Source organism: Lysobacter sp. KACC 24251, assembly GCF_057747755.1.
On the sequence record NZ_CM173222.1, the window covers coordinates 1154736 to 1176013 of the forward strand.

General features: G+C 67.7%; 18 protein-coding genes. 6 read left to right on the forward strand and 12 right to left on the reverse strand.

Going from position 1 to position 21278, the window contains the following annotated elements; all coding sequences use genetic code 11:
* Nucleotide 1: 1 nt before the first annotated feature.
* Nucleotides 2–1426, reverse strand: coding sequence for an amino acid permease (locus AC3ARF_RS05545; protein WP_498931022.1), 1425 nt, complete (start codon nucleotides 1424–1426; stop codon nucleotides 2–4).
* Nucleotides 1427–1517: 91 nt separating this feature from the next.
* Nucleotides 1518–2993: an amino acid permease gene (locus AC3ARF_RS05550; protein ID WP_498931024.1), complete on the reverse strand. Its 1476-nt coding sequence runs from the start codon at nucleotides 2991–2993 to the stop codon at nucleotides 1518–1520.
* A 169-nt stretch (nucleotides 2994–3162) separates the two neighbouring features.
* Between AC3ARF_RS05550 and AC3ARF_RS05555 the strand changes: the two genes are divergently transcribed.
* Nucleotides 3163–3738, forward strand: a complete 576-nt coding sequence (locus AC3ARF_RS05555) for an NUDIX hydrolase (protein WP_498931026.1) — start codon at nucleotides 3163–3165, stop codon at nucleotides 3736–3738.
* A 114-nt stretch (nucleotides 3739–3852) separates the two neighbouring features.
* Here the strand turns inward: AC3ARF_RS05555 and serA are convergent, their stop codons facing one another.
* Complete coding sequence (gene serA, locus AC3ARF_RS05560; protein WP_498931028.1) at nucleotides 3853–5091, reverse strand: phosphoglycerate dehydrogenase; 1239 nt, start codon at nucleotides 5089–5091, stop codon at nucleotides 3853–3855.
* Between the two features lie 126 nt (nucleotides 5092–5217).
* Between serA and AC3ARF_RS05565 the strand changes: the two genes are divergently transcribed.
* Nucleotides 5218–6606 (forward strand): D-2-hydroxyglutarate dehydrogenase, encoded by a 1389-nt coding sequence (locus AC3ARF_RS05565; protein WP_498931030.1) that lies wholly within the window; start codon nucleotides 5218–5220, stop codon nucleotides 6604–6606.
* A 99-nt stretch (nucleotides 6607–6705) separates the two neighbouring features.
* On the opposite strand, the gene yeiP is transcribed toward AC3ARF_RS05565, so the two are convergent.
* Both yeiP and AC3ARF_RS05575 read right to left on the reverse strand, forming a co-directional pair.
* A complete protein-coding gene (gene yeiP, locus AC3ARF_RS05570; protein WP_498931032.1) occupies nucleotides 6706–7272 on the reverse strand; it encodes an elongation factor P-like protein YeiP in 567 nt (188 codons plus the stop codon).
* A gap of 78 nt (nucleotides 7273–7350) precedes the next feature.
* Nucleotides 7351–8121 (reverse strand): SDR family NAD(P)-dependent oxidoreductase, encoded by a 771-nt coding sequence (locus AC3ARF_RS05575; protein ID WP_498931033.1) that lies wholly within the window; start codon nucleotides 8119–8121, stop codon nucleotides 7351–7353.
* 163 nt (nucleotides 8122–8284) lie between these two features.
* On the opposite strand from AC3ARF_RS05575, the gene AC3ARF_RS05580 reads away from it, so the two are divergent.
* The gene (locus AC3ARF_RS05580) at nucleotides 8285–9379 is read left to right on the forward strand and encodes a c-type cytochrome (RefSeq protein ID WP_498931035.1); all 1095 of its coding nucleotides are present in this window, start codon (nucleotides 8285–8287) and stop codon (nucleotides 9377–9379) included.
* Nucleotides 9380–9392: 13 nt separating this feature from the next.
* On the opposite strand, the gene AC3ARF_RS05585 is transcribed toward AC3ARF_RS05580, so the two are convergent.
* The 4 genes from AC3ARF_RS05585 to AC3ARF_RS05600 all read right to left on the reverse strand — a co-directional run bounded on the left by AC3ARF_RS05585 (nucleotide 9393) and on the right by AC3ARF_RS05600 (nucleotide 15788).
* Nucleotides 9393–11969 (reverse strand): sensor domain-containing protein, encoded by a 2577-nt coding sequence (locus AC3ARF_RS05585; RefSeq protein WP_498931037.1) that lies wholly within the window; start codon nucleotides 11967–11969, stop codon nucleotides 9393–9395.
* Complete coding sequence (locus AC3ARF_RS05590) at nucleotides 11966–12859, reverse strand: hydroxymethylglutaryl-CoA lyase (protein ID WP_498931769.1); 894 nt, start codon at nucleotides 12857–12859, stop codon at nucleotides 11966–11968. The genes AC3ARF_RS05585 and AC3ARF_RS05590 overlap by 4 nt, the downstream gene beginning before the upstream one ends.
* A gap of 7 nt (nucleotides 12860–12866) precedes the next feature.
* A complete protein-coding gene (locus AC3ARF_RS05595; RefSeq protein ID WP_498931039.1) occupies nucleotides 12867–14864 on the reverse strand; it encodes an acetyl/propionyl/methylcrotonyl-CoA carboxylase subunit alpha in 1998 nt (665 codons plus the stop codon).
* A gap of 138 nt (nucleotides 14865–15002) precedes the next feature.
* Nucleotides 15003–15788 (reverse strand): enoyl-CoA hydratase/isomerase family protein, encoded by a 786-nt coding sequence (locus AC3ARF_RS05600; protein WP_498931041.1) that lies wholly within the window; start codon nucleotides 15786–15788, stop codon nucleotides 15003–15005.
* A gap of 118 nt (nucleotides 15789–15906) precedes the next feature.
* On the opposite strand from AC3ARF_RS05600, the gene AC3ARF_RS05605 reads away from it, so the two are divergent.
* The 3 genes from AC3ARF_RS05605 to AC3ARF_RS05615 are packed head-to-tail and all read left to right on the forward strand — an operon-like array spanning nucleotide 15907 to nucleotide 18310.
* Entirely contained in the window at nucleotides 15907–16209 is a 303-nt protein-coding gene (locus tag AC3ARF_RS05605; RefSeq protein WP_498931043.1) for a FeoA family protein, read from the forward strand.
* Nucleotides 16206–18074, forward strand: coding sequence for a ferrous iron transport protein B (feoB, locus tag AC3ARF_RS05610; RefSeq protein WP_498931045.1), 1869 nt, complete (start codon nucleotides 16206–16208; stop codon nucleotides 18072–18074). The genes AC3ARF_RS05605 and feoB overlap by 4 nt, the downstream gene beginning before the upstream one ends.
* 2 nt (nucleotides 18075–18076) lie before the next feature.
* Complete coding sequence (locus AC3ARF_RS05615) at nucleotides 18077–18310, forward strand: DUF6587 family protein (RefSeq protein ID WP_498931046.1); 234 nt, start codon at nucleotides 18077–18079, stop codon at nucleotides 18308–18310.
* A 145-nt stretch (nucleotides 18311–18455) separates the two neighbouring features.
* Here AC3ARF_RS05615 and AC3ARF_RS05620 read toward each other — a convergent pair whose 3' ends face one another.
* The 3 genes from AC3ARF_RS05620 to AC3ARF_RS05630 all read right to left on the reverse strand — a co-directional run bounded on the left by AC3ARF_RS05620 (nucleotide 18456) and on the right by AC3ARF_RS05630 (nucleotide 21139).
* Entirely contained in the window at nucleotides 18456–18815 is a 360-nt protein-coding gene (locus AC3ARF_RS05620; RefSeq protein WP_498931049.1) for a hypothetical protein, read from the reverse strand.
* Nucleotides 18816–19032: 217 nt separating this feature from the next.
* Entirely contained in the window at nucleotides 19033–20643 is a 1611-nt protein-coding gene (locus AC3ARF_RS05625) for a carboxyl transferase domain-containing protein (protein ID WP_498931051.1), read from the reverse strand.
* Between the two features lie 187 nt (nucleotides 20644–20830).
* The gene (locus AC3ARF_RS05630; protein WP_498931053.1) at nucleotides 20831–21139 is read right to left on the reverse strand and encodes a hypothetical protein; all 309 of its coding nucleotides are present in this window, start codon (nucleotides 21137–21139) and stop codon (nucleotides 20831–20833) included.
* Between the last annotated feature and the right edge of the window lie 139 nt (nucleotides 21140–21278).

Genomic DNA, 21278 nt, shown 5'->3' on the forward strand with positions numbered 1-21278 from the left:
ACTAGCCCTTGAGCTTGCTGTGCCGGTACCCGTACAGGAAGTAGATGGCAAAGCCCAAGGCCGTCCAGCCCAGCATCAGCATCCAGTTGTGCAGGGTCATGGCCGACAGCAGCGCCAGGCAACTGAAGATGCCGGCCAGGCAGATGAACCACACGCCCCGGATGCGGAACGGGCGGGGCAGGTCCGGCTGGGTGCGGCGCAGGATCAGCACGCCGCCGCAGACGGCCCCGAATGCGATCAGCGTGCCCATCGAGGTCAGCTCGCCCAGGATGTCGAGAGGGAACAGCGCGGCCAACAGGGCGATGCCGATGCCAGTGATCACCGTGTTGATGTGCGGCGTGCGGTGCGTGGGGTGGATGCGGGTGAACACCGCCGGCAGCAGGCCGTCGCGCGCCATGATCATGAAGATGCGCGGCTGGCCGATGATCATCACCAGCACCACCGACGACAGACCGATCAGCGCGCCGATCTCCACCACCACCCGCAACCATGCCAACTGCGGGTGGCCAGCCACCGCGGTCACTACCGGCTCGTCGGTGCCCAGCAGCGTGTACGGGGTGAGGCCGGTCATCACTGCCGCCATGCCGATGTACAGCACGGTACAGATGGCCAGCGACATCAACATGCCAAACGGCAGGTCCTTCTGCGGGTTGTGCGATTCCTGTGCCGCTACCGACACCGCTTCGAAGCCGATGTAGGCGAAGAACACCATCGACGCGCCGCGCAGCACGCCTTCCCAACCGAACTTGCCCGGGCCTTCGTTGGCGGGGATGAACGGCTCCCAGTTGGCCGGGTCCACGTACTGCCAGCCGGCGATGATGACCAGCACGATCAGCCCGCTCTTGAGCAGCACCATCGCCGTGTTCATGCCTGAGGACTTGCGGATGCCGACGTAACACACCCAGGTCAACAACAGCACCAGGGCCGCCGCTGGCAGGTTGGCAATCGCGCCGGTGGGCTGCAGCTTGCTGTCCAACGGCGCCTGTACCAGCGCCGCGGGCAGGTGGATGTTGAAGTGTTCCAGCAGGCTCAGCAGATAGCCGGTCCAACTGACCGCCACCGCGGAGGCAGAGACGCCGTATTCCAGTACCAGCATCCAGCCGATGAACCAGGCAGCCAGTTCACCCAGCGTGGCATAGGTATAGGTGTAGGCGCTGCCGGAAACCGGCACCATGGATGCGAACTCGGCATAGGCCAGCGCGCAGAACGTGCAGCAGAGCGCCGCCAGGACGAACGAAAGGATGATCGCCGGACCGGCGTGGTTGGCGGCGGCCTGGCCGGTGATCACGAAGATACCGCCACCGATCACCGCGCCAATGCCCAGTGCGGTCAGGCCCCACTTGCCCAGCGTGCGGTGCAGGCTCAGGCCGTCGGCATCGGCATGTGCGGCGTGGGGGTGCTTGGTGGCGAGCAGGCGTTGCAGCATCGGGTGGGTCCTGGGCCGGCGGAATCCCACCGGTGATCGCGTAACTGAAAAGGGCCGACGCGCAAGTCGTCGGCCCTGGAGGAGTGGCCGGTCAGGCGCGGTTGCGCAGCTTGCTGTTGCGGTAGCCGTAGCCGAAATAGATCATGAAACCGATGATCGTCCAGCCCAGCATGACCTGCCAGTGGTCCTTGAACGGCAGCGAGAACAGGTACAGGCAGGAGACCACGCCCAGGGTGCAGACGACCATGGCGCCGGGCACGCGGAACGGACGCGGGAGGTCCGGACGCGTGTAGCGCAGGATCAGCACGCCCGCGCACACGGTGGAGAAGGCCAGCAGGGTGCCCATCGAGACCAGGTCGCCCAGGAAGTCCAGCGGCAGCAGGCCGGCCATGATCGAAGCGACGACGCCCACGATCACCGTGCCGATGTACGGCGTCTGGAACTTGGGGTGCACGCGGCCGAAGATCTTCGGCATGAGGCCGTCCTTCGCCATCGCGTAGAAAATGCGCGGCTGGCCCATCAGCATGACCAGGATCACCGAGCTGAGACCGGCGATCGCGCCGATCTCGACCGCCGTCTTCAGCCAACCCAGGGTCGGGTAGTTTTCCAGTGCGGTCGAGACGGGCTTCGGGGTGTCCAACTGCGCAAACGGCATCAGGCCGGTCAGCGTGGCCGCGACCGCGATGTACAGCACGGTGCACACTGCCAGCGAGCCCAGGATGCCGATCGGCATGTCGCGCTGCGGGTTCTTGGCTTCGCCCGCCGCGGTCGAGACCGCATCGAAGCCGATGTAGGCGAAGAACACCACGGCCGCGCCACGCGCCACGCCTTCCATGCCGAAGCGGGTACCGCCCTCATTGGCCGGGATGAACGGGTGCCAGTTGTCGGGGTTGATGTACTGTGCGGCGAAGCCGAGGAAAGCCACGATCACCGTGACCTTGATCGCCACGATCAGCGCGTTGACCCACGCGGACTGGGTGATGCCGCGGTAGCAGAGACCCGAGATGGCGGCGACGATCAGCACCGCCGGCAGGTTGACGATCGAGCCGGTGCTGACGAACGCCTTGGCTTCGGCCGAATAGTGGAACGGCGCCTGCGCCAGCGCGGCGGGTATGCCCGCGCCGTATGTGGTCAGGAAGCTGTTGAGGTAGCCCGACCAGCCCACGGCCACGCTGGACGCGGCGAACAGGTATTCCAGCACCAGGTTCCAGCCGATGAACCAGGCCACCACCTCGCCCAGCGTGCTGTAGGTATAGGAGTAGGCCGACCCGGAAACCGGCATCATCGAGGCGAACTCGGCATAGCACAGGCCGGCGAAGCCGCAGGCCACCGCCGCCATCACGAAGCTCAGGATCACGGCGGGCCCGGCGTAATTGGCCGCCGCCGTGCCGGTCATCACGAAGATACCGGCGCCGATGATGGCGCCCACGCCCAGCAGCACGAGATGCCGCGCTGTGAGCACGCGCTTGAGTGTTACCTCGCCCTGCAAGCCGCCTTCCACGGGCTCGCCGGCGTCGACGTGGCCGGCGGCTTCCACCGGCTTGGTCGCGAACAGATTCTTGTACATCCTGATCCCCAAAGTGATTGTCTTGGGCCCGTCATCGCGCTGTGGCAGCGGACAGGCACGCGGCGGGCCACCTTAACCCACCGACGAAAGTCGCAGCAAGGGCGAGAAGGCGGCGCGGATTTCCGCGCATAATCGGCTCCCCCGTTCATTCGATTGAATACCCCTGCGTATGTCGCCCACGTCCAAGTCCACTGTTTCGTCGCTGGTCCCCCCGCTGGATGCGACCTTCCGCGACTATGCGAGCCGCTGGCCGGACGAGGCAGGAACGGCCGGGGAATTCCTTGAACTGTTGGACGACGCCGCCGACCCTTTCATCCGTGAGCGCCTCGCCGGGCACTTCACCGCGTCGTCCTGGCTGGTCGACGCCTCCGGCAAACGGGCGCTGCTGACCCACCACCGCAAGCTCGACCGCTGGTTGCAGCTGGGGGGGCACGCCGATGGCGACCGCGACCTGGCCAACGTTGCGCTGCGCGAAGCCGAAGAGGAATCCGGCCTCACCGGCCTGCGGGTCGAGCCGGAGCTTTTCGATCTGGACCGCCACTGGATCCCCGGGCGCGGTGACGTGCCCGGTCACTGGCACTACGACGCGCGCTACGTGGTGCGCACCACCGGCAGCGAGGAATTCGTGGTCAGCGAGGAGTCACTCGACTTGGCATGGCGCGACATTGCAGCCATCGCCGAGGACCAGGCATCGGATGAATCCATGCGGCGCATGGCGCGGAAGTGGCTGGCCGTTAGCCGGTAACCCGCGGGCGAGTCGCCGTGCGGATTGACGCCTGAAGCGCCACCTGCAGGTCACGCTCGGAGGAGGGTAGCGGCGCCCATGTCGCCGCGTCCCCTTCGACTGCGCGGCATGCGGTCAGTACAGGATGCGCACCTTGAGCGTGCCCTCGATGGCCGCCAACTGCTCGCGCAGGCCATCGGCCTGGTCCTCGCTCGCCGTGATGTCGATCACCACGTAACCCACCTTGGGGTGCGTGCGCAGGAACTGGCCGTCGATGTTGACGCCTTCGCGCGAGAAGATGTCGTTGATCTGCGAAAGGATGCCTGGCACGTTGCGGTGGATGTGCATCAGGCGCTTGCTGCCGGTGTGCTCGGGCAGCGTGACCTCGGGGAAGTTGACCGCGGACAGCGTGGAGCCGTTGTCGCTGTAGCGGATCAGCTTGGCCGCCACCTCCAGCCCGATGTTGTCCTGCGCTTCCAGTGTGCTGCCGCCGATGTGCGGGGTCAGCAGCACGTTGTCGTGGCCGCGCAACGGGGACACGAACGCGTCGTCATTGCCCTTGGGCTCGACCGGGAACACGTCGACCGCCGCGCCGCCGATCTGGCCCGAGGCCAGCGCCGCCGCCAGCGCGTCGATGTCAACCACGGTGCCACGCGAGGCATTGATCAGGTGCGCGCCGCGCTTCATCTTGGCGATCTGCGCGCTGCCGAACATGTTCTTCGTGGCTGGCGTCTCGGGTACGTGCAGCGTCACGATGTCGCTGCGGGCCAGCAGGTCGTCCAGTCCGGCCGCGACGCGTGCATTGCCCAGCGACAGCTTGGTCTCGATGTCGTGGAACAGCACCTGCATGCCCAGGGCCTCGGCGATCACGCCAACCTGGGTGCCGATGTGGCCGTACCCGATGATGCCGATGACCTTGCCGCGGACCTCGTGGCTTCCAGCGGCCGACTTCGACCAGCCGCCGCGGTGGCACTCGGCATTCTTCTGCGGGATGCCGCGCAACAGCATGATCGTTTCGGCCACCACCAGCTCGGCCACGCTGCGGGTATTGGAGTACGGGGCATTGAACACCGGGATGCCCAGCATCTCTGCCGCGTCCAGGTCGACCTGGTTGGTGCCGATGCAGAAGCAGCCGATGGCGATCAGGCGGCGTGCCTCGGCCAGCACTTCGGCGGTGAGCTGGGTGCGCGACCGGATACCGATGATGTGGGCCTCGGCGATCTGCCGCTTGAGTTCGTCCTCGGGCAGCGACTTCTCGAAAGTCTGGATGTTGCTGTAGCCGGCCGCGCGGAAGCTCTCCACCGCGGTGGGACTCAGACCCTCCAGCAGGAGCACGCGGATGTCGTTCTTGGGGTAGGAGGTCTTCTTGGCCACGGCGGGGTTGGGGGGGTCGCGGGTCTTGGAATATCGCAGAAAAAATTAGTTTCTGCTGCAGTGCATCACTGGACGCGGAAGGCGTGCGGCTGGCACGCTGGACGCCTCGCCCAACGTCGCCACGCCATGACCGATCCGCGCCTCGAACGCCTGCTGGCCGCCGTGCCGGGGCTGCGACTGAAGACCGATCCCGCCGACCTGGAACACTACGGCCGCGACTGGACGCGTCGCTGGACACCTGCGCCCTTGGCCATAGCGTTGCCGGGCAGCGTGGACGAGGTGCAGGGTGTTGTCCGCTGGGCCAACGAGGCTGGGGTGGCGCTGGTGCCTTCCGGCGGGCGTACCGGCCTGTCCGGTGGCGCGGTCGCGGCGCAGGGCGAGCTCGTCCTCAGCCTGGAGCGCTTGAACCGCGTGCTCGCCTTCGATGCGGTGGACCGTACGCTGACGGTCCAGGCCGGCGTGCCATTGCAGGTGGCGCAGGAGGCGGCAGCCGGTCACGGGCTGGCGTACCCGGTGGATTTCGCCTCGCGCGGCTCGGCGACGGTGGGCGGCAGCATCGCCACCAACGCCGGCGGCATCCGTGTGGTGCGCTATGGCAACACCCGCGAATGGGTGGCGGGGCTGACTGTCGTCACCGGCGCGGGCGACGTGCTTGAGCTCAACCGCGGGCTGGTGAAGAACTCCAGCGGCTACGACCTGCGCCACCTGTTCGTGGGCTCGGAGGGCACGCTCGGGGTGGTGGTCGAAGCCACGTTGCGCCTCACCGACCCGCCGCCGCCCACCAACGTGATGCTGCTGGCGCTACCCTCGTTCGACGTGCTGATGCAGGTGTTCTCCGCGTTCCGCGAGCGGATGCAACTGGAGGCCTTCGAGTTCTTCACCGACGTGGCGCTGCGCCATGTGCTGGCGCACGGGGCGCAGGCTCCGTTCGCGGAGACCTTTCCCTACTACGTGGTCACCGAATACGCCATCGGCGACGAGCAGCAGGAAAGCGCGGCACTGGCCGCTTTCGAGCATTGCCTGGAGGGTGGCCTGGTGCTGGATGGCGTGATCAGCCAGAGCGATGCGCAGGCTGCGCAGTTGTGGCGATTGCGCGAAGGCATCACCGAGGCGCTGGCGCGCTACAAGCCCTACAAGAACGACATCGCCGTGCGCGTGTCCGCGATGCCTGCGTTCCTCGCGGAAACCCAGGCGCTGCTGGCGCAGGAATATCCGCAGTTCGAAGTGGTGTGGTTCGGCCACATCGGCGACGGCAACCTGCACATCAACGTGCTCAAGCCCGACGCGATGGAGAACGACGCGTTCGTCGCCCAATGCGAGCAGGTGACCAAGCTGCTGGCCGACGCGCTGCAGCGGCACGGCGGCAGCATCTCGGCCGAGCACGGCATCGGCCTGGTGAAGAAGCCCTACCTCTCGAGCACGCGAAGTGCCGCCGAGATCGCGGTGATGAAGGGCATCAAGCAGGTACTCGATCCGAACGGACTGATGAACCCGGGCAAGGTGTTCGACGCCTGATGGCGGGGCCGGGCGGGGCCACCCGTCCTGAAGCGACAAAAGCGGGCTTGGCCCGCTTTTGTCCATGCCTTTGCCGCCCCATGGTGGCGGCAATCGCACTCAGTCCGCGCGACCCGCGAACTCACCCGTGGTGGTGTTCACCAGCACGCGCTCGCCGTTGACGATGTACTCCGGCACCATGATCTCGATGCCGGTGTTGAGCTTGGCCGGCTTGGGCCGCTTGGTGGCGGTGCCACCCTTCAGCTCCGGCGGAGTTTCCACCACTTCCAGTGTCACGGTCTGCGGCATCTGCAGGCCGATGGCCTGCTCGTCGATCACCTGCACGTAGCAGCCCGACAGGTCCGGAACGATGTAGCCGGCGTTGTCACCCACCACGTCCGCGTCGAGCGTGTACGGCGTGTAGTCCACGTCGTCGAGGAACACGAACGCATCGCCATCCATGTACGAGAAGGTGGCCTGGCGGCGCACCAGGTCGACCTCGCGCAGTTCGTCGTCGCCATCGAAGCTGGCGTCGAGCTTGTTGCCGCCCGGCACGCTGTACATGATGAAACGGAAGCGCACGTTGCCGCCGCGGCCCTGGGGCGAGCTGCGCTCGATGTCGCGGATCTGGTAGACACCGTTGTTGTGTTCGACAACGTTGCCCTTCTTGATGTCAAAAGCCTTCATGGAGTGCTCACTGGATCGTGTGACCCGGTCCTGTTCCTCCCCGGGGTCGGGGCGGACCGGGGGAGGGTGGGTAAAGGGTTACTTGGGCGCCAGTCGGGTGGCGCCGTCGAGGCGGATGGTCTCGCCGTTGAGGTAGGTGTTGCCGAGGATGTGCGCGACCAGGCTGGCGAAGTCCTCCGGCTGGCCCAGGCGCGACGGGAACGGAATCGAAGCGGCCAGCGACTCCTGCACCGACTGCGGCATCCCATCCACCATCGGCGTCCAGAACACGCCAGGAGCAATCGTCATCACGCGGATGCCGAAGCGGGCCAGTTCGCGCGCCATCGGCAGGGTCATGCCGACCACGCCGCCCTTGGACGCGGAGTACGCGGCCTGGCCGATCTGGCCTTCATAGGCGGCGACCGAGGCGGTGTTGATGATCACGCCGCGCTCGCCGTCGACGCCGGCCTCGTTGTGCTGCATCAGCGCCGCGGCAGCCTTGGCCACGTTGAAGCTGCCCACCAGGTTGACCATGACGGTGGTCTGGAATTGCGACAGCGGCATCGCGCCTTCCTTGCCCAAAACCCGGCCGGAACCGAGGATCCCGGCGCAGTTCATCGCGACGTTCAGGCCGCCCAGGAACTCCTTCGCGGCGGTGACATTGGCGGCGACGGTGTCCTCGTTGCTGACATCGGTCTTCCAGAAGCGGGCATTGGCTTCGCCCAGTTCGGCGACAGCGGCCGCGCCCTTTTCCTCATTGACGTCGAACAGGGCGACCTTGCCGCCGTTGGCGACCAGGTGCTGGGCCACGGCAAGGCCAAGGCCGGAGACGCCACCGGTAATGACGGCACGAACGGATGCAAGCTGCATGACATACCCCGAACTGGAAACCCGGGATTTTAAACCGGCTGGGGCGGGCGCGTCGCCTGAAAGCGAATGGGTCTGAGACTCGCCTTCTTCCCGCACCAACCCCGGCGGGGTGGTTACAGTGCGCGGAGGGGCGGGTCCCGCCCGTCCGTACGAGGAGGACTCGATGGACCTGTCGAACTCCGGTGCCACCCGCGCGCGATCCGGGTGGCCGTGGGGCATCGTACTCGCCTTGGCCTGGGCGGTTCCCACCGCGACGCTGGCGGCCGATCTCGACGCGGGCCGCAGGACCTTCGAGACCGTGTGCGCGGCCTGCCACGGCACCACAGGAACGCTGCCGCCGGACAGCCCACTGCGCGCGGCCATGGACCCTCCGCCGGCCGATCTGGCCGACCCGCTGTTCAACAGCCGCGAGCCCGCGCCCGACTGGGAGATGGTCGTTCGCCATGGCGGTCACTCAATGGGTCTGTCGGAACAGATGCCCGCCCAAGGCGGAACGCTCACCGATTCCGACATCCGCAACGTGGTCGCGTACGTCAAGACGCTTGCCGATACATCGGAGTACCCGCCGGGCGAGCTCAACTTCTTCCTGCCCATCCGGACCAAGAAGGCGTTCCCCGAAGACGAGGTGGTATGGAAGTCGCGTTACACCGATCGCAACGGCCGTGACGAGTTCCGCAACGTACTGGAGGTGGAAAAGCGCGTGGGCAAGCGCGGTCAGTGGCTGCTGGAAGTCATCCATGCGGACGACGGTGACCGCAGCGAGATCACCGAAGTCGAGGTGGGGTACAAGCACGTCCTCGCCTGGAACCGGCAGAAGGCGTCCATCCTGTCGGGCGCGCTGGTCGTGGCGGTTCCTACCGATGGCTCCTCCGAGGCGTTTGCGCCATACCTGGCGTGGGGGCGGCAGTGGTCCGAGCGGTGGATTACCCAGGGAAGCGCGCGAACCACGGTGCCATTCGACAATCCCGACGAAGGCCAGGTGGAGGTGGCTGCCATCGCGCATTACAAATGGTCGCCGTGGCCGCGGCGTGTTTTCGGCGGGCTGGAGCTGACCGCGGCGGCGCCGTTCCAGGACCCCGGCGGTGACCGGGTCAAGTTCAGCGCGGTGCCGCAGATGCGCATTGGACTCACGCGTGGTGGCCACGTCGCGCTGAATCTCGGCGTCGAGTTGCCGCTCAGCGACCAGCCCTACGACTACCGGTTCCACCTGAACCTGTTGTGGGATTTCGCGGACGGGAGCTTCTTCAAGGGGTGGTAGGGCCTCGCGCGCGTCAGCCCAGTACCATCACCGGGCTGCCGTAGTGCTGCCGCAACTCGTGCGGGGGCAGGCCGGCGGCAAACAGGAAACCCTGGCCCACGCCCAGCCCCAGCCGAAGCAGGAACGCGCGCTGCGCCTCGGTTTCGATGCCCTCGGCGATCAGTTCCAGCCCGAGGCTGCGGGATATGCCGGCCACCGCCTGGCACACCGCGACGTCGGAATGGGTGTCCGGCACACCCTGCACGAACAACTGGCTGAGCTTGAGTCCGTGGATGGGCAGGCGCCGCAGATAGTTGAGCGCGCTGTAGCCCTCACCGAAGTCGTCGATGGTGAGCACCACGCCCATGTCGCGCAGTTCGGCGAACGTACTCAGCGTGTCCGGTTCGTCCTCGATCAGCACGCGCTCGGTGAACTCCAGCTCCAGCGAGGAACCTGGCAAGCGCGAGGCCGACAGGGCCGATCGCACTGTGCGCACGAGGTCCTCGCCCAGGAACTGGCGATACGACACGTTGACCGCGACACGATCCAGTTGCAGGCCATCGGCACGCCAGCGGCCCAACTGGCGGCAGGCCTCGTGCAACGTCCAGTTGCCGATCTCGACGATGTCGCCCGTGGTCTCGGCATGCTGGATGAAGCGGTCCGGAGACATCTCCCCCAGCGAGCGGTTGCGCCAGCGTATCAGTGCCTCCGCGGCGACCGTGCGCCCACTGGCCAGGTCGACCTGCGGTTGGTAGACCAACTCGAATTCGTCGTTGTCCACCGCGCGGCGCAGGTGTGTTTCAAGTTGCAGCCGCTCGACCTGCTGCTCGGCCAGTTCGTTGCTGAACACCTGCCAGGCATTGCGTCCGCGCCGCTTGCTGTCGTACATGGCCACGTCCGCGCTCTGGATCAGCTGCTGCGGGCGTTCGCCGTGCTCAGGCGCCTGCGCGATGCCGATGCTGGCGGTGATGCTGAACTCCTCGCCATCCACCCGGAAGTTCTCCGAGAACGTGGTCAGGATGTCCTGCGCAAGTCGAGCCGGGCGGGTGAGGTCATCCTCGAACCGGCAGATGACCAGGAATTCATCCCCACCGAAGCGCACCACGTGGCCTTCCTCGCCTACGGCGCGCAGCAGGCGCCGGGCCGCCGACGCTAGCAGACGGTCGCCGGCAGCGTGGCCGAGAACGTCGTTGACGATCTTGAACCGGTCGAGGTCGATGTAGAGCACCGCCACGCGCGAGTCGGTTCCCGGCGCCAGGAACTGAGCCAGGTCGCCCAAGCCGGCGTCGCGGTTGAGCAGACCGGTCATCGGGTCGGTCCGTGCCTGCACGCGCAAAGCCTCTTCGGCCTGCTTGAGGTCGGTGATTTCCTGCAGCGTCCCCGTCAGTTGCGCGGTGAACGGCGTTTCTGCCTGGCTTTCGCCCATCAACCGGATCCAGAACGGCTCGCGATTGCCGCGGACACCCTGCAGTTCGAGGTTGATGCCGCGGCCGTCCCCCATCGCGCGTTCCAAGGCCCCGCGCAGGCGTTGGGCGTCGTCAGGGAGCAGGGTCTGCAGCAGGCCCTCGATGCCGGTCGCGGCGCGGTCCGCGCCGGTGATGCGCAACGCCTCCCCAGTCAGATAGAGCTGGTTGCGTCCGGCATCCCATTGCCACCCGCCGATGTGGGCCAGGGCCTGCGCCCGGTCGAACAGCGCGCTGTCGCGCTTGAGCGCGGTCACGTCCGAGAACAGCGACAGCACCTGCTGGACATGGTCGCTGCCGGGCTCAAACTGCGGCACAGCGGTGACCGACAACCACAGCAGCCGCCGGTCCTGACGGTGGAAAAACCCCAGTACCGTGCTCTCGACCTGCTTGCCCAGGCGCATGGCGCGCATGGCCGGGCGTTCGTCGCTGGACAGGGCGCGTCCGTGCTCGTCGATCACCAGCCAGTGCTCGTCTGACAGCGCATTCTCGATCGGTTGGCCGATCTCGATCCCGAACAACCGCATCGCCGCGGCATTGGCGTGGATGATGCGGCCCGAGGCGTCGCGGACCAGGATGCCCTTGTCGATGGTTTCCATCAGCTCGCGGTGGCGGGTCTCGGCATCCCGACGCCCGCTGAGATCGCGGGCCACCGCCACGATCAGCTTCTGCCCGTCCTGTTCGAAGGCTGCCGAATGCACTTCCACCGGGAAGCGCGTGCCATCGGCGCGCATGTTGGACACTTCCACCACGTAGCTGCCGCCGCGGTTCAGCGCATCCCACACCGGCCCCATGTGATCGCGCGGCAGGTCGGGGTTGAGCACGTGGATGGGCTTGCCGACGATCTCAGAACGCGAGCGGCGGTACGCATTGAGGCCCGCGCGGTTCACGTCCAGCACCGTCCCGTCCCAGCTGATGATGCTCACCGGGTCAGGGACCGCGTCGAACAGGGCCTGGTAGCGCTGCTCGGCGGCGAGGGCGTGGTCTTCGGAATGCGCGAGTGCGTCCCGGGCCTGTTCGAGCAGCAGGCGGACGCCCTGCGGAAGGGCCGGATCGGCCAGGGTACCCTCGATCGCGGCCACAATCTCCAGCGGATCCGCGATCGCACGCGGAGCATCGTGGCGGGAGGAGGGCGAGCGATGGCTCATGTGGCGGCGAGGGCCTTTCCGACCTTGCTTTGTGATTCCCGTCCGAGTATGCCTGCCAACCAGCGGCCCGTCTCGGCCAGTGCGGGGAGGTCGATCCCCGTGGTGATCCCCAGTCCGTGGAGCATGTAGACCACGTCCTCGCTGGAGACGTTGCCGCTGGCGCCCTTGGCATAGGGGCAGCCGCCCGCACCGGAAACGGCGGCGTCCACCACCGCGACCCCTTCCTCCAGACAGGCGAGGATGTTGGCCAATGCCTGGCCGTAGGTGTCGTGGAAGTGGATGGCCAGGGCGTCCATGGGCACCTCGGCGGCGACGGCCTTCAGCATGGCTCGCGCCTTGGCCGGCGTACCAACGCCAATGGTGTCGCCCAGCGAAACTTCATAGCAGCCCATGCCGTGCAGTGCCTTCGCCACGCGCACCACGTCGGTAAGCGGCACCTCGCCCTGGTAGGGGCAGCCGAGCACGGTGGAGACGTAGCCCCGCACCTTCACGCCGTCCGCCTTGGCCCGCGCCAGCACGGGTGCGAAGCGGTCCAGAGATTCCTCGATGGAAGCATTGATGTTCTTGCGGTTGAACGCCTCGGATGCGGCGGTGAACACCGCCACTTCCTCCACGCCAACGCTGCGGGCGCGCTCGTAGCCCTGCTCGTTGGGCACCAGCACCGGATAGTGCACGCCCGGCTTGCGGGTGATGCCGGCAAACACCTCGGCGGCATCGGCCATCTGCGGCACCCACTTCGGGCTGACGAAGGCGGTGGCCTCGATGCTCTGGAGGCCGGTCGCCGAGAGGCGGTCGATCAGCGCGATCTTGTCGGCGGTGGAGACCAGCGTCTTCTCGTTCTGCAGGCCGTCACGGGGGCCCACTTCGACGATGCGCACGTGCGAGGGCATTGCCATGTCAGGCCTCCAGCACCACGAGGGCGGTGTCCGCGTCGACGAAGTCACCGCTGGCGGCGCGCACTTCGGCCACCTTGCCGGCGCGCGGTGCCTTCAGGCTGAGCTCCATCTTCATCGCTTCGATCACCATGACCTCCTGGCCGGCTTCGACTTCATCGCCCGGCGCCGCCTTGACCACCACCACGCGGCCGGGCATCGGCGCCAGCACGCGGTCGGCGCCACTGCTGCCCTGGCCCTGCTCGTGGTGGTACATGGGCACCGGGTCCAGGCGCAAGCGCTTGTCGCCATCGTGCACCACCAGGTGCGTGTCCTGCTCGAGGATATCGAAGCGGCGGCCCTTGCCGTCGATGCGCAGACTCAGGGTGTCGCGGGACAGCCGCGCCCCGGAAATGGCATGCGTGGTGCCGGCATGTTCGACGCGGTACTCGCCGGCGCTGCCCTGCGCGTGCAGTTCGATGCGCTCGCCACGGCGCAGGAAAGCCAGGGCGCGGCGACTGCCGTGGCCCAGGCGCCAGCCGTCGGCGATGGCCCATGGCGAGGTCGGGTCGTTGGACGTGCTGGCTGCCTCGCGGGTGGCGCGTTCCTGGCCGAGCAGTTCGGCGACCGTCGCCGCCAGCAGCAGGTCGGTGTCGGTGGCTTCGGCCACGGGCATGAACTCGTCCAGGTGGCGGTCGAGGTAGCCGGTGTCGATGGTCGCCTCGACCACTGCGGGGTGCCGGGCCAGCCGCTCGAGGAACTCGATGTTCGACTTCGGCCCGTTGATCTCGCACTGCGCCAGCGCCGCGCGCAGGCGGGCGAGGGCGGCCGGCCGGTCGGCGTCCCACACGATCAGCTTGGCAATCATCGGGTCGTAGAAGATCGTGACCGTGTCGCCTTCAACCACGCCCGAGTCCAGCCGCACGTGGGCGTCGGCGGTCGGCAGCTTCAGCCGCTCCAGCTTGCCCGAGCCGGGCAGGAAGCCGGCTTCCGGGTCCTCGGCATACAGGCGCACTTCGATGGCATGGCCGTTCTGTCCAATGGCGTCCTGCGGCAGCGGCAGCGGTTCGCCGGCCGCGACGCGCAGCTGCCATTCCACCAGGTCCAATCCGGTCACCAGTTCGGTGACGGGGTGTTCCACCTGCAGGCGGGTGTTGATCTCCATGAAGTAGAAGCCGCCGTCCTGGCCAACAATGAACTCCACCGTGCCCGCGTTGACGTAGTCGATGGCGCGCGCGGCCAGCACCGCGGCCGCGCCCATCGCCTCGCGCAGGTCCTGCGTGAGGAAGGCGGACGGTGACTCCTCCAGCACCTTCTGGTAGCGGCGCTGCGCCGAGCACTCGCGTTCGTTGAGGTGGATGGCGTGGCCATGGCTGTCGCCGAACACCTGGATCTCGATGTGGCGGGGCTTTTCCACGTAGCGCTCCAGCAGGACGCGGTCGCGGCCGAAGGCGCCCGCGGCTTCGCGCTGGCAGCTCTCCAGGTTGGCCATGAACTCGCCCGAATTGCGGACAATGCGCATGCCCTTGCCGCCGCCACCGTGCGCGGCCTTGATCATCAGCGGATAGCCAATCGCATCGGCCTCGCGCTGCAGCACGTCCGGCGACTGGTCCTCGCCGGTATAGCCCGGCACCACCGGGACGCCCGCGGCGTGCATCAGCTCCTTGGCGCCCGCCTTGCTGCCCATCTTCCGCATCGACGCCGCCTTCGGGCCGATGAAGGTCATGCCCGCCGCTTCCACAGCGTCGGCGAAGTCGGCGTTCTCCGACAGGAAGCCGTAACCCGGGTGGATGGCCTGCGCACCGCTGCGGAGTGCCGCCTCGATGATCGCCTCGCCGCGCAGGTACGACTCCTGCGGACGCGGGCCACCGATGTGATGGGCCTCGTCGGCCTGGCGCACGTGCTGGGCATTGGCGTCGGCGTCCGAGTACACCGCGACCGTGCGGATGCCGAGCCGGCGGGCGGTGCGGATGACACGGCAGGCGATTTCACCGCGGTTGGCAATCAGGATCTTGTCGAACATGGGCGTAGTGGCTCGGCAGAAGAGGAGACGGTCGCCCGGAGGTCGACACGGTTGGATCGATGATGGCGGCGGGACAGGAGCGCGAGCAGTCAAGGAAGGGAGCCTCGGAATGCCTGCTGCCTTCCCCGCGCCCGCCGGTCAGCCGCCCATCCAAGCTGGCTTGCGCTTGTCCAGGAACGCAGTCAGGCCCTCCTGGCCCTCGGGCGACACCCGCAGGCGGGCAATGAGCGCGGCGTTGTCCGCATCCAGCGTGTCACGCGGAGCGCCCGCGGCCACGCGCCGCACCAAGGCCTTCGCCGACGAGGCGGCCACCGGACCGGCCTTCAACAGCAGCCCGATCTGGCGCAACACCGCCTCGTCGAGATCCTCCGCAGGCACTACCTGGTGCAGCAGGCCGATGCGCAGCGCCTCGGCCGCGTCGAAGATCTCCGCGGTGGCAAACCAGCGCCGCGCCTCGCGCGCACCGATGGCCTCGATCACGTAGGGTGAGATCACCGCCGGCAGCAACCCCAGCTTGCTCTCGGTCAGCCCGAACTTCGCCTCCGGGGTGCCGATGGCAATGTCGCAGCAGGCCACCAGGCCCACGCCGCCGCCAAATGCCGCACCGTGCACGCGGGCGATGGTGGGCTTGGGGAGTTCGTCCAGCGTGCGCATCAGCCGGGCGAGGGCCAGCGAGTCCGTGCGGTTCTCCTCCTCGCTGGCGGCGGCCATGCCACGCATCCAGTTGAGGTCCGCGCCCGCCGAGAACGAGGCGCCATCGCCCTCCAGCACCACCACGCGGACCGCATCGTCGCGGCCCAGGTTGACCAGTGCGCCGGTGAGCGCCGCGATCAGGGTGGCGTCGAAGGCGTTGTGCAGGGTCGGCCGGTTCATTCGCAGGCGCGCGACCGGTCCGTCGTGCAGGCTCAGCAGTGGGGCGTTCATCGTGGGGCGGTCCGTGCAGTGCAGGCAAACGTTAATGATACCGGGTGGGCCCGAACCACCGCCCCGGTACGGTAGGAAATGATAGAATGAGAACAATTCCTATTTGTAGGATTTCCGCTTGAAGCTGTCGGAACTGCCACGGCGTACTGTCGCAACCGTTGCCTCGGTCGATGACCAGGTTGCCAACGACCCCATCGCGCGGCGCTTGCGGGAACTCGGCTTCGTCCCGGGCGAGCAGGTGGAAGTCATGGCTGTCGGTCCCATCGCGGCCGAGCCGATGCTGGTGCAGGTGGGCTTCACCCGCTTCGCCCTGCGCCGGCGCGAGGCCGCAAGAATCAGCGTCCGCGTGGGCGTGGCCGAAGCGGCGCCCGCGCCCGAGGAGGTGGAAGCCCTCGATTCGCGCGAGAGGGCCTCGGCATGAGCGCGTCCGTGCAGCGTATCGCCCTGGTAGGCAACCCCAACTGCGGCAAGACCGCGTTGTTCAACCTGCTCACCGGCAGCCGGCAGAAGGTGGCCAACTACGCCGGCGTCACCGTGGAGCGCAAGGAGGGGCGGTTCGAGGCTCCCTCGGGCCGGCATTACGCGCTGCTCGACCTGCCGGGTGCCTACAGCTTCCATGCCGCCAGCCTGGACGAGGCGGTGACCCGTGACCTGTGCCGCGGCTTCTACCCGGGCGAGCCGGCCCCGGACGTGATCGTCTGCGTGGTGGATGCCACCAACCTGCGCCTGCACCTGCGCTTCGCCCTGGAAGTGCGCGAACTGGGCAAGCCGATGGTGGTGGCGGTCAACATGATGGATGCCGCGCGGCGTCGGGGCATCGACGTCGACCTGGACGCGCTGCAGCGCGAACTGGGCGTGCCGGTGGTGCCCACCGTGGCGGTGCAGCGCCATGGCGCGCGCGACCTGGTCGCCATGCTCGATGCCCTGCCAGCCAACCCGCAGCCGCCCACGGTCAGCCTGGCCCGCGGCGGCGAGCTGGACAGCGACATGCTCCACGCCGAGACCCGCCGCCTGCTGTCGCTTGCGGTGGCCATGCCGCGCCGCACCGCGGAAATCGATGACGCCCTGGACCGCTGGCTGCTGCATCCGGTGTTCGGCCTGGCCACCCTGGCGGTGGTCATGTTCCTGATCTTCCAGGCGGTGTACGCCTGGGCCACGCCGATGATGGATGGCATCGAACTGCTGACCGGCAAGCTGGGGGAGTGGGCCGGCACCTACATGGCCGAAGGCCCGCTCAAGAGCCTGGTCGTGGACGGCATCATCGCGGGCCTTGGCGGCGTGATCGTGTTCCTGCCGCAGATCCTGATCCTGTTCGCCTTCATCCTGGCGTTGGAGGAGTCGGGCTACCTGCCGCGCGCCGCGTTCCTGCTCGACCGGATGATGTCGGCGGCGGGGCTGTCGGGCCGGTCGTTCATCCCGCTGCTGTCCAGCTTCGCCTGCGCGGTGCCGGGCATCATGTCCACGCGTTCCATCCAGGACCCGCGCGACCGCCTCGCCACGATCCTCGTGGCACCGCTCATGACCTGCTCGGCACGCCTGCCGGTGTACGCGCTGCTGATCGGTGCTTTCATCCCGCAGAAGCAGGTCTGGGGCGTACTCAACCAGCAGGGACTGGTGTTGTTCGGGCTGTATACCGCTGGCGTGGTGAGCGCGCTGCTGGTGTCGTGGGTGATGAAGAAGTGGCGGCGCGACAAGAGCGAGCATCCGCTGATGCTCGAGCTGCCGTCGTACCGCGTGCCGCATGCGCGCGACCTGCTGCTGGGCCTGTGGGAGCGCGCCGCGATCTTCCTCAAGCGGGTGGGCGGGATCATCCTGGCGATGACCATCCTGCTGTGGTTCCTGCTGACGTTCCCGGGTGCGCCCGAAGGTGCCACCGGGCCGGCCATCGACTACAGCTTCGCCGGGCGCATTGGACATGCAATGACGGCGGTCTTCGCGCCCGTGGGCTTCAACTGGCAGATCTGCATCGCGCTGATTCCCGGCATGGCCGCGCGCGAAGTCGTGGTTTCCTCGCTGGCCACGGTGTACGCGCTGTCGGCTGCCGACGAGGACAGCGCGATCCAGGCATTGAGCCCGATCATCAGTGACGGCTGGTCGCTGGCGACTGCACTGTCGCTGCTGGTGTGGTTCATCTACGCGCCGCAGTGCATTTCCACGTTGGCTACCATCCGCCGCGAAACGCATTCGTGGAAGCAGGTGGGCATCGCTGCCGGCTATCTCTTCGCCATGGCCTACCTGGCGTCGCTGGTCACGTACCAGGCGGCGGTACTGCTGGGCGCGGGGTGAACGTGGACGCCGGGCTGCTCGCGCAATACATCGTCATCGCGCTGGCAGTCGTGCTGAGTGCCTGGTACGTGCTCAAGCGACAGTTTCCCGGCGCGGTGCGCAAGGCAAGGCTCGCGATCGCCGTGCCGCTGGTGCGGGAAGCGCGCCCTGCATGGATGCGGCGCCTTGGGAGGCGCATCGCTCCCGCCACGAAGTCCGTCGGTGGCAGTTGCGGCGGTTGCGACGGTTGCGACTAGGCGACGGCACTCGCAAACCACAACCTGGGCCCAGCGCAGAGGGCGGGCGAGGGATGAGGCCAGCGCGGGAGCGCCCCTGCAAAGCAAAAAAAAGGAGGCCCGCGCGTGCGGGCCTCCTGATCGGCTTGCGCCTTGCGGCAGCTGATTACTTCTTGACTTCTTCAGCGGCGGCGTCGGCCTTGTCGGCGGCTTCCTGCGCAGCGTCGGCGGTGGCCTGGGCAGCGTCGGCGGTGGCCGCAGCGGCGCCAGCAGCGGCTTCGGCGCCGGCAGCGGCGGCTGCGTCGGCAGCGCCTTCAACGGCGGCGCCCACTTCGGCAGCGGCTTCGCCGGTGGCGGCGGCAGCAGCTTCGGTGGACTCGGCAGCGGCGTTGGCAGCGGCGTCGGCAGCCTGCTCGCTGGCAGCGGCGGCCTCAGCGGCTTCGTTCTGCGCGGTGGCGGTTTCGTTCTTGCAGGCGGTCAGGGCCAGGGCGGCGGCGACCAGGGCAACGTAGATCTTGGTGTTCATGGGTGTGCTCCAGAAAAAAAGATGGCCAAGGTTACAACTCGTCCGCCATCGCACCGTGAAGGAAGCTCCTTGCCCGGGCAGCCGACGCACTAAGGCGCCGCCGGTACGCCGGCGACCCCGCCAAATGTACTTGGAACCGAGGGGACGGTACAGCCCACCCATGCCACCCCCGGGGGCCGGCATGACGGTGCGTCGGGCGATCCCCGACGGCAAGTGCTTACATGCGGAACACGCCGAAGCGGGTGCGGTCTTCGATGGGCGCATTGAGGCTGGCGGACAAGCCCAGGCCCAGCACGCGGCGCGTGTCGGCCGGATCGATGATGCCGTCGTCCCACAGACGCGCGGTGGCGTAGTAGGGATTGCCCTGCGTCTCGTACTGCTCGCGGATCGGAGCCTTGAACGATTCCTCCTCGTCCGGCGTCCACACCTTGCCCGCGGCTTCGATGCCGTCGCGGCGCACGGTGGCCAGCACGCTGGCCGCCTGCTCGCCGCCCATCACGCTGATCCGCGCGTTGGGCCACATCCACAGGAAGCGTGCGCCGTAGGCCCGTCCGCACATGGCGTAGTTGCCCGCGCCGAAACTGCCGCCGATCACCACGGTGAACTTCGGCACGTGCGAGCATGCCACCGCCGTCACCATCTTCGCCCCGTCCTTGGCGATGCCGGCCTGCTCGTACTTCTTGCCGACCATGAAACCGGTGATGTTCTGCAGGAACACCAGCGGGATGCCGCGCTGGTTGCACAGCTCGATGAAGTGCGCGCCCTTGAGCGCGCTCTCGGCGAACAGGATGCCGTTATTGGCCACGATGCCCACCGGATAGCCGTGCAGGTGGGCGAAGCCCGTGACGAGGGTCTTGCCGTAGCGTGCCTTGAACTCCTGGAACTCGCTGCCGTCCACCACGCGGGCGATCACCTCGCGGATGTCGAACGGGCGGCGGGTGTCCTTGGGGACGATGCCGTACAGCTCATCGGCGGCGTACAGCGGTTCGCGCGCGGGTTGCACCGCCACCGGCAGCACCTTGCTGCGGTTGAGCGTGCCGACAATGTCGCGCGCGATCTGCAGCGCGTGGCGGTCATCCTCGGCAAAGTGGTCGGCCACGCCGGAGATGCTGGTGTGGACGTCGGCGCCGCCGAGGGTTTCGGCGTCGACGACCTCGCCGGTGGCGGCCTTCACCAGCGGCGGGCCGCCCAGGAAGATGGTGCCCTGTTCCTTGACGATGATGCTCTCGTCGCACATGGCCGGCACGTAGGCGCCGCCCGCGGTGCACGAGCCCATGACCACGGCAATCTGCGGGATGTTCTCCGCGCTGAGTCGCGCCTGGTTGTAGAAGATGCGACCGAAGTGCTCCTTGTCCGGGAAGACTTCGTCCTGCAGCGGGAGGAACGCGCCGCCGGAGTCCACCAGGTACACGCAAGGCAGCTTGTTCTCGCGCGCGATCTCCTGTGCGCGCAGGTGCTTCTTCACCGTCATGGGGAAGTAGGTGCCGCCCTTGACCGTGGCATCGTTGGCCACCACCACCACTTCCTGGCCCATCACCCGGCCGATGCCGCAGACCATGCCCGCTGCGGGCGCGGCGTTGTCATACATGCCTTCTGCCGCCAGCGGTGCGATCTCGAGGAACGGTGAACCCGGGTCGAGCAGCGCGGTGATGCGGTCGCGGGCCAACAGTTTGCCGCGCTCGGTGTGCTTGGTCCGTGCCTTCTCGCCGCCACCGTCGGCAGCGCGCGCCAGTCGGGTGTCCAACTCTTCCACCAGCGCGCGGTGGTAGGCCACGTTGGCCTGGAAATCCTGCGAGCGGGTGTCGAGTTGGGAGGTGAGCGCGGGCATGGGGATCTGGGTATGCGTGTAAGCCGCGCATGAGAACACAAAGCGGCGCGGCCGGCCAAGGTCCGCCGGCGTGTGGTCGTGGACTGGACCCACCGCAGGCAGGGCGTGCCGGACAACCGCCGCGGCCGTGGCACAAAAAAAGAGGCCCGCTTGCGCGGGCCTCTTCGGTACTGCAGGCGAACGCCTATTACTTCGCGGCTTCTTCGGCCGGAGCAGCAGCGGCGTCGGCAGCCGGAGCAGCGGCAGCGTCGGCGGCCGGAGCAGCAGCGGCGTCAGCGGCCGGGGCGGCAGCGGCGTCAGCCGGAGCAGCCGAAGCGTCGGCAGCGGTGACGGCAGCGGCGTCGGCGGCCGGAGCCTCGACAGCGGCGGTGGCAGCGGCGTCAGCGGCCGGAGCCTCGACAGCAGCGGCGGCGTCAACGGCCGGGGCCTCTTCCTTGTTGCAGGCGGTCAGGGCGAGGGCGGCGGCAACCAGGGCAACGTAGAGCTTGGTGTTCATGAAAATCTCCAGGAGGGTAGGTGGTGAAACGTGTTGCAAAGGGGGTGCCTCGGCCATTCAGAATCGGGCGGGCCCTATTCATAAATGGCGGGGAGGCAAGGAAAAGCCGCTAGCGGACTAGCGGCTTTTTCCAACCGTA

Coding starts and splice junctions, on each gene's coding strand:
- AC3ARF_RS05600 (WP_498931041.1), bottom strand. CDS start 15,788: ATGAACGCCCCACTGCTGAGCCTGCACGACGGACCGGTCGCGCGCCTG.
- AC3ARF_RS05580 (WP_498931035.1), top strand. CDS start 8,285: ATGGACCTGTCGAACTCCGGTGCCACCCGCGCGCGATCCGGGTGGCCG.
- AC3ARF_RS05565 (WP_498931030.1), top strand. CDS start 5,218: ATGACCGATCCGCGCCTCGAACGCCTGCTGGCCGCCGTGCCGGGGCTG.
- AC3ARF_RS05590 (WP_498931769.1), bottom strand. CDS start 12,859: ATGCCCTCGCACGTGCGCATCGTCGAAGTGGGCCCCCGTGACGGCCTG.
- AC3ARF_RS05630 (WP_498931053.1), bottom strand. CDS start 21,139: ATGAACACCAAGCTCTACGTTGCCCTGGTTGCCGCCGCCCTCGCCCTG.
- yeiP (WP_498931032.1), bottom strand. CDS start 7,272: ATGAAGGCTTTTGACATCAAGAAGGGCAACGTTGTCGAACACAACAAC.
- feoB (WP_498931045.1), top strand. CDS start 16,206: ATGAGCGCGTCCGTGCAGCGTATCGCCCTGGTAGGCAACCCCAACTGC.
- AC3ARF_RS05595 (WP_498931039.1), bottom strand. CDS start 14,864: ATGTTCGACAAGATCCTGATTGCCAACCGCGGTGAAATCGCCTGCCGT.
- AC3ARF_RS05620 (WP_498931049.1), bottom strand. CDS start 18,815: ATGAACACCAAGATCTACGTTGCCCTGGTCGCCGCCGCCCTGGCCCTG.
- AC3ARF_RS05625 (WP_498931051.1), bottom strand. CDS start 20,643: ATGCCCGCGCTCACCTCCCAACTCGACACCCGCTCGCAGGATTTCCAG.
- AC3ARF_RS05555 (WP_498931026.1), top strand. CDS start 3,163: ATGTCGCCCACGTCCAAGTCCACTGTTTCGTCGCTGGTCCCCCCGCTG.
- AC3ARF_RS05575 (WP_498931033.1), bottom strand. CDS start 8,121: ATGCAGCTTGCATCCGTTCGTGCCGTCATTACCGGTGGCGTCTCCGGC.
- AC3ARF_RS05545 (WP_498931022.1), bottom strand. CDS start 1,426: ATGCTGCAACGCCTGCTCGCCACCAAGCACCCCCACGCCGCACATGCC.
- AC3ARF_RS05550 (WP_498931024.1), bottom strand. CDS start 2,993: ATGTACAAGAATCTGTTCGCGACCAAGCCGGTGGAAGCCGCCGGCCAC.
- AC3ARF_RS05585 (WP_498931037.1), bottom strand. CDS start 11,969: ATGAGCCATCGCTCGCCCTCCTCCCGCCACGATGCTCCGCGTGCGATC.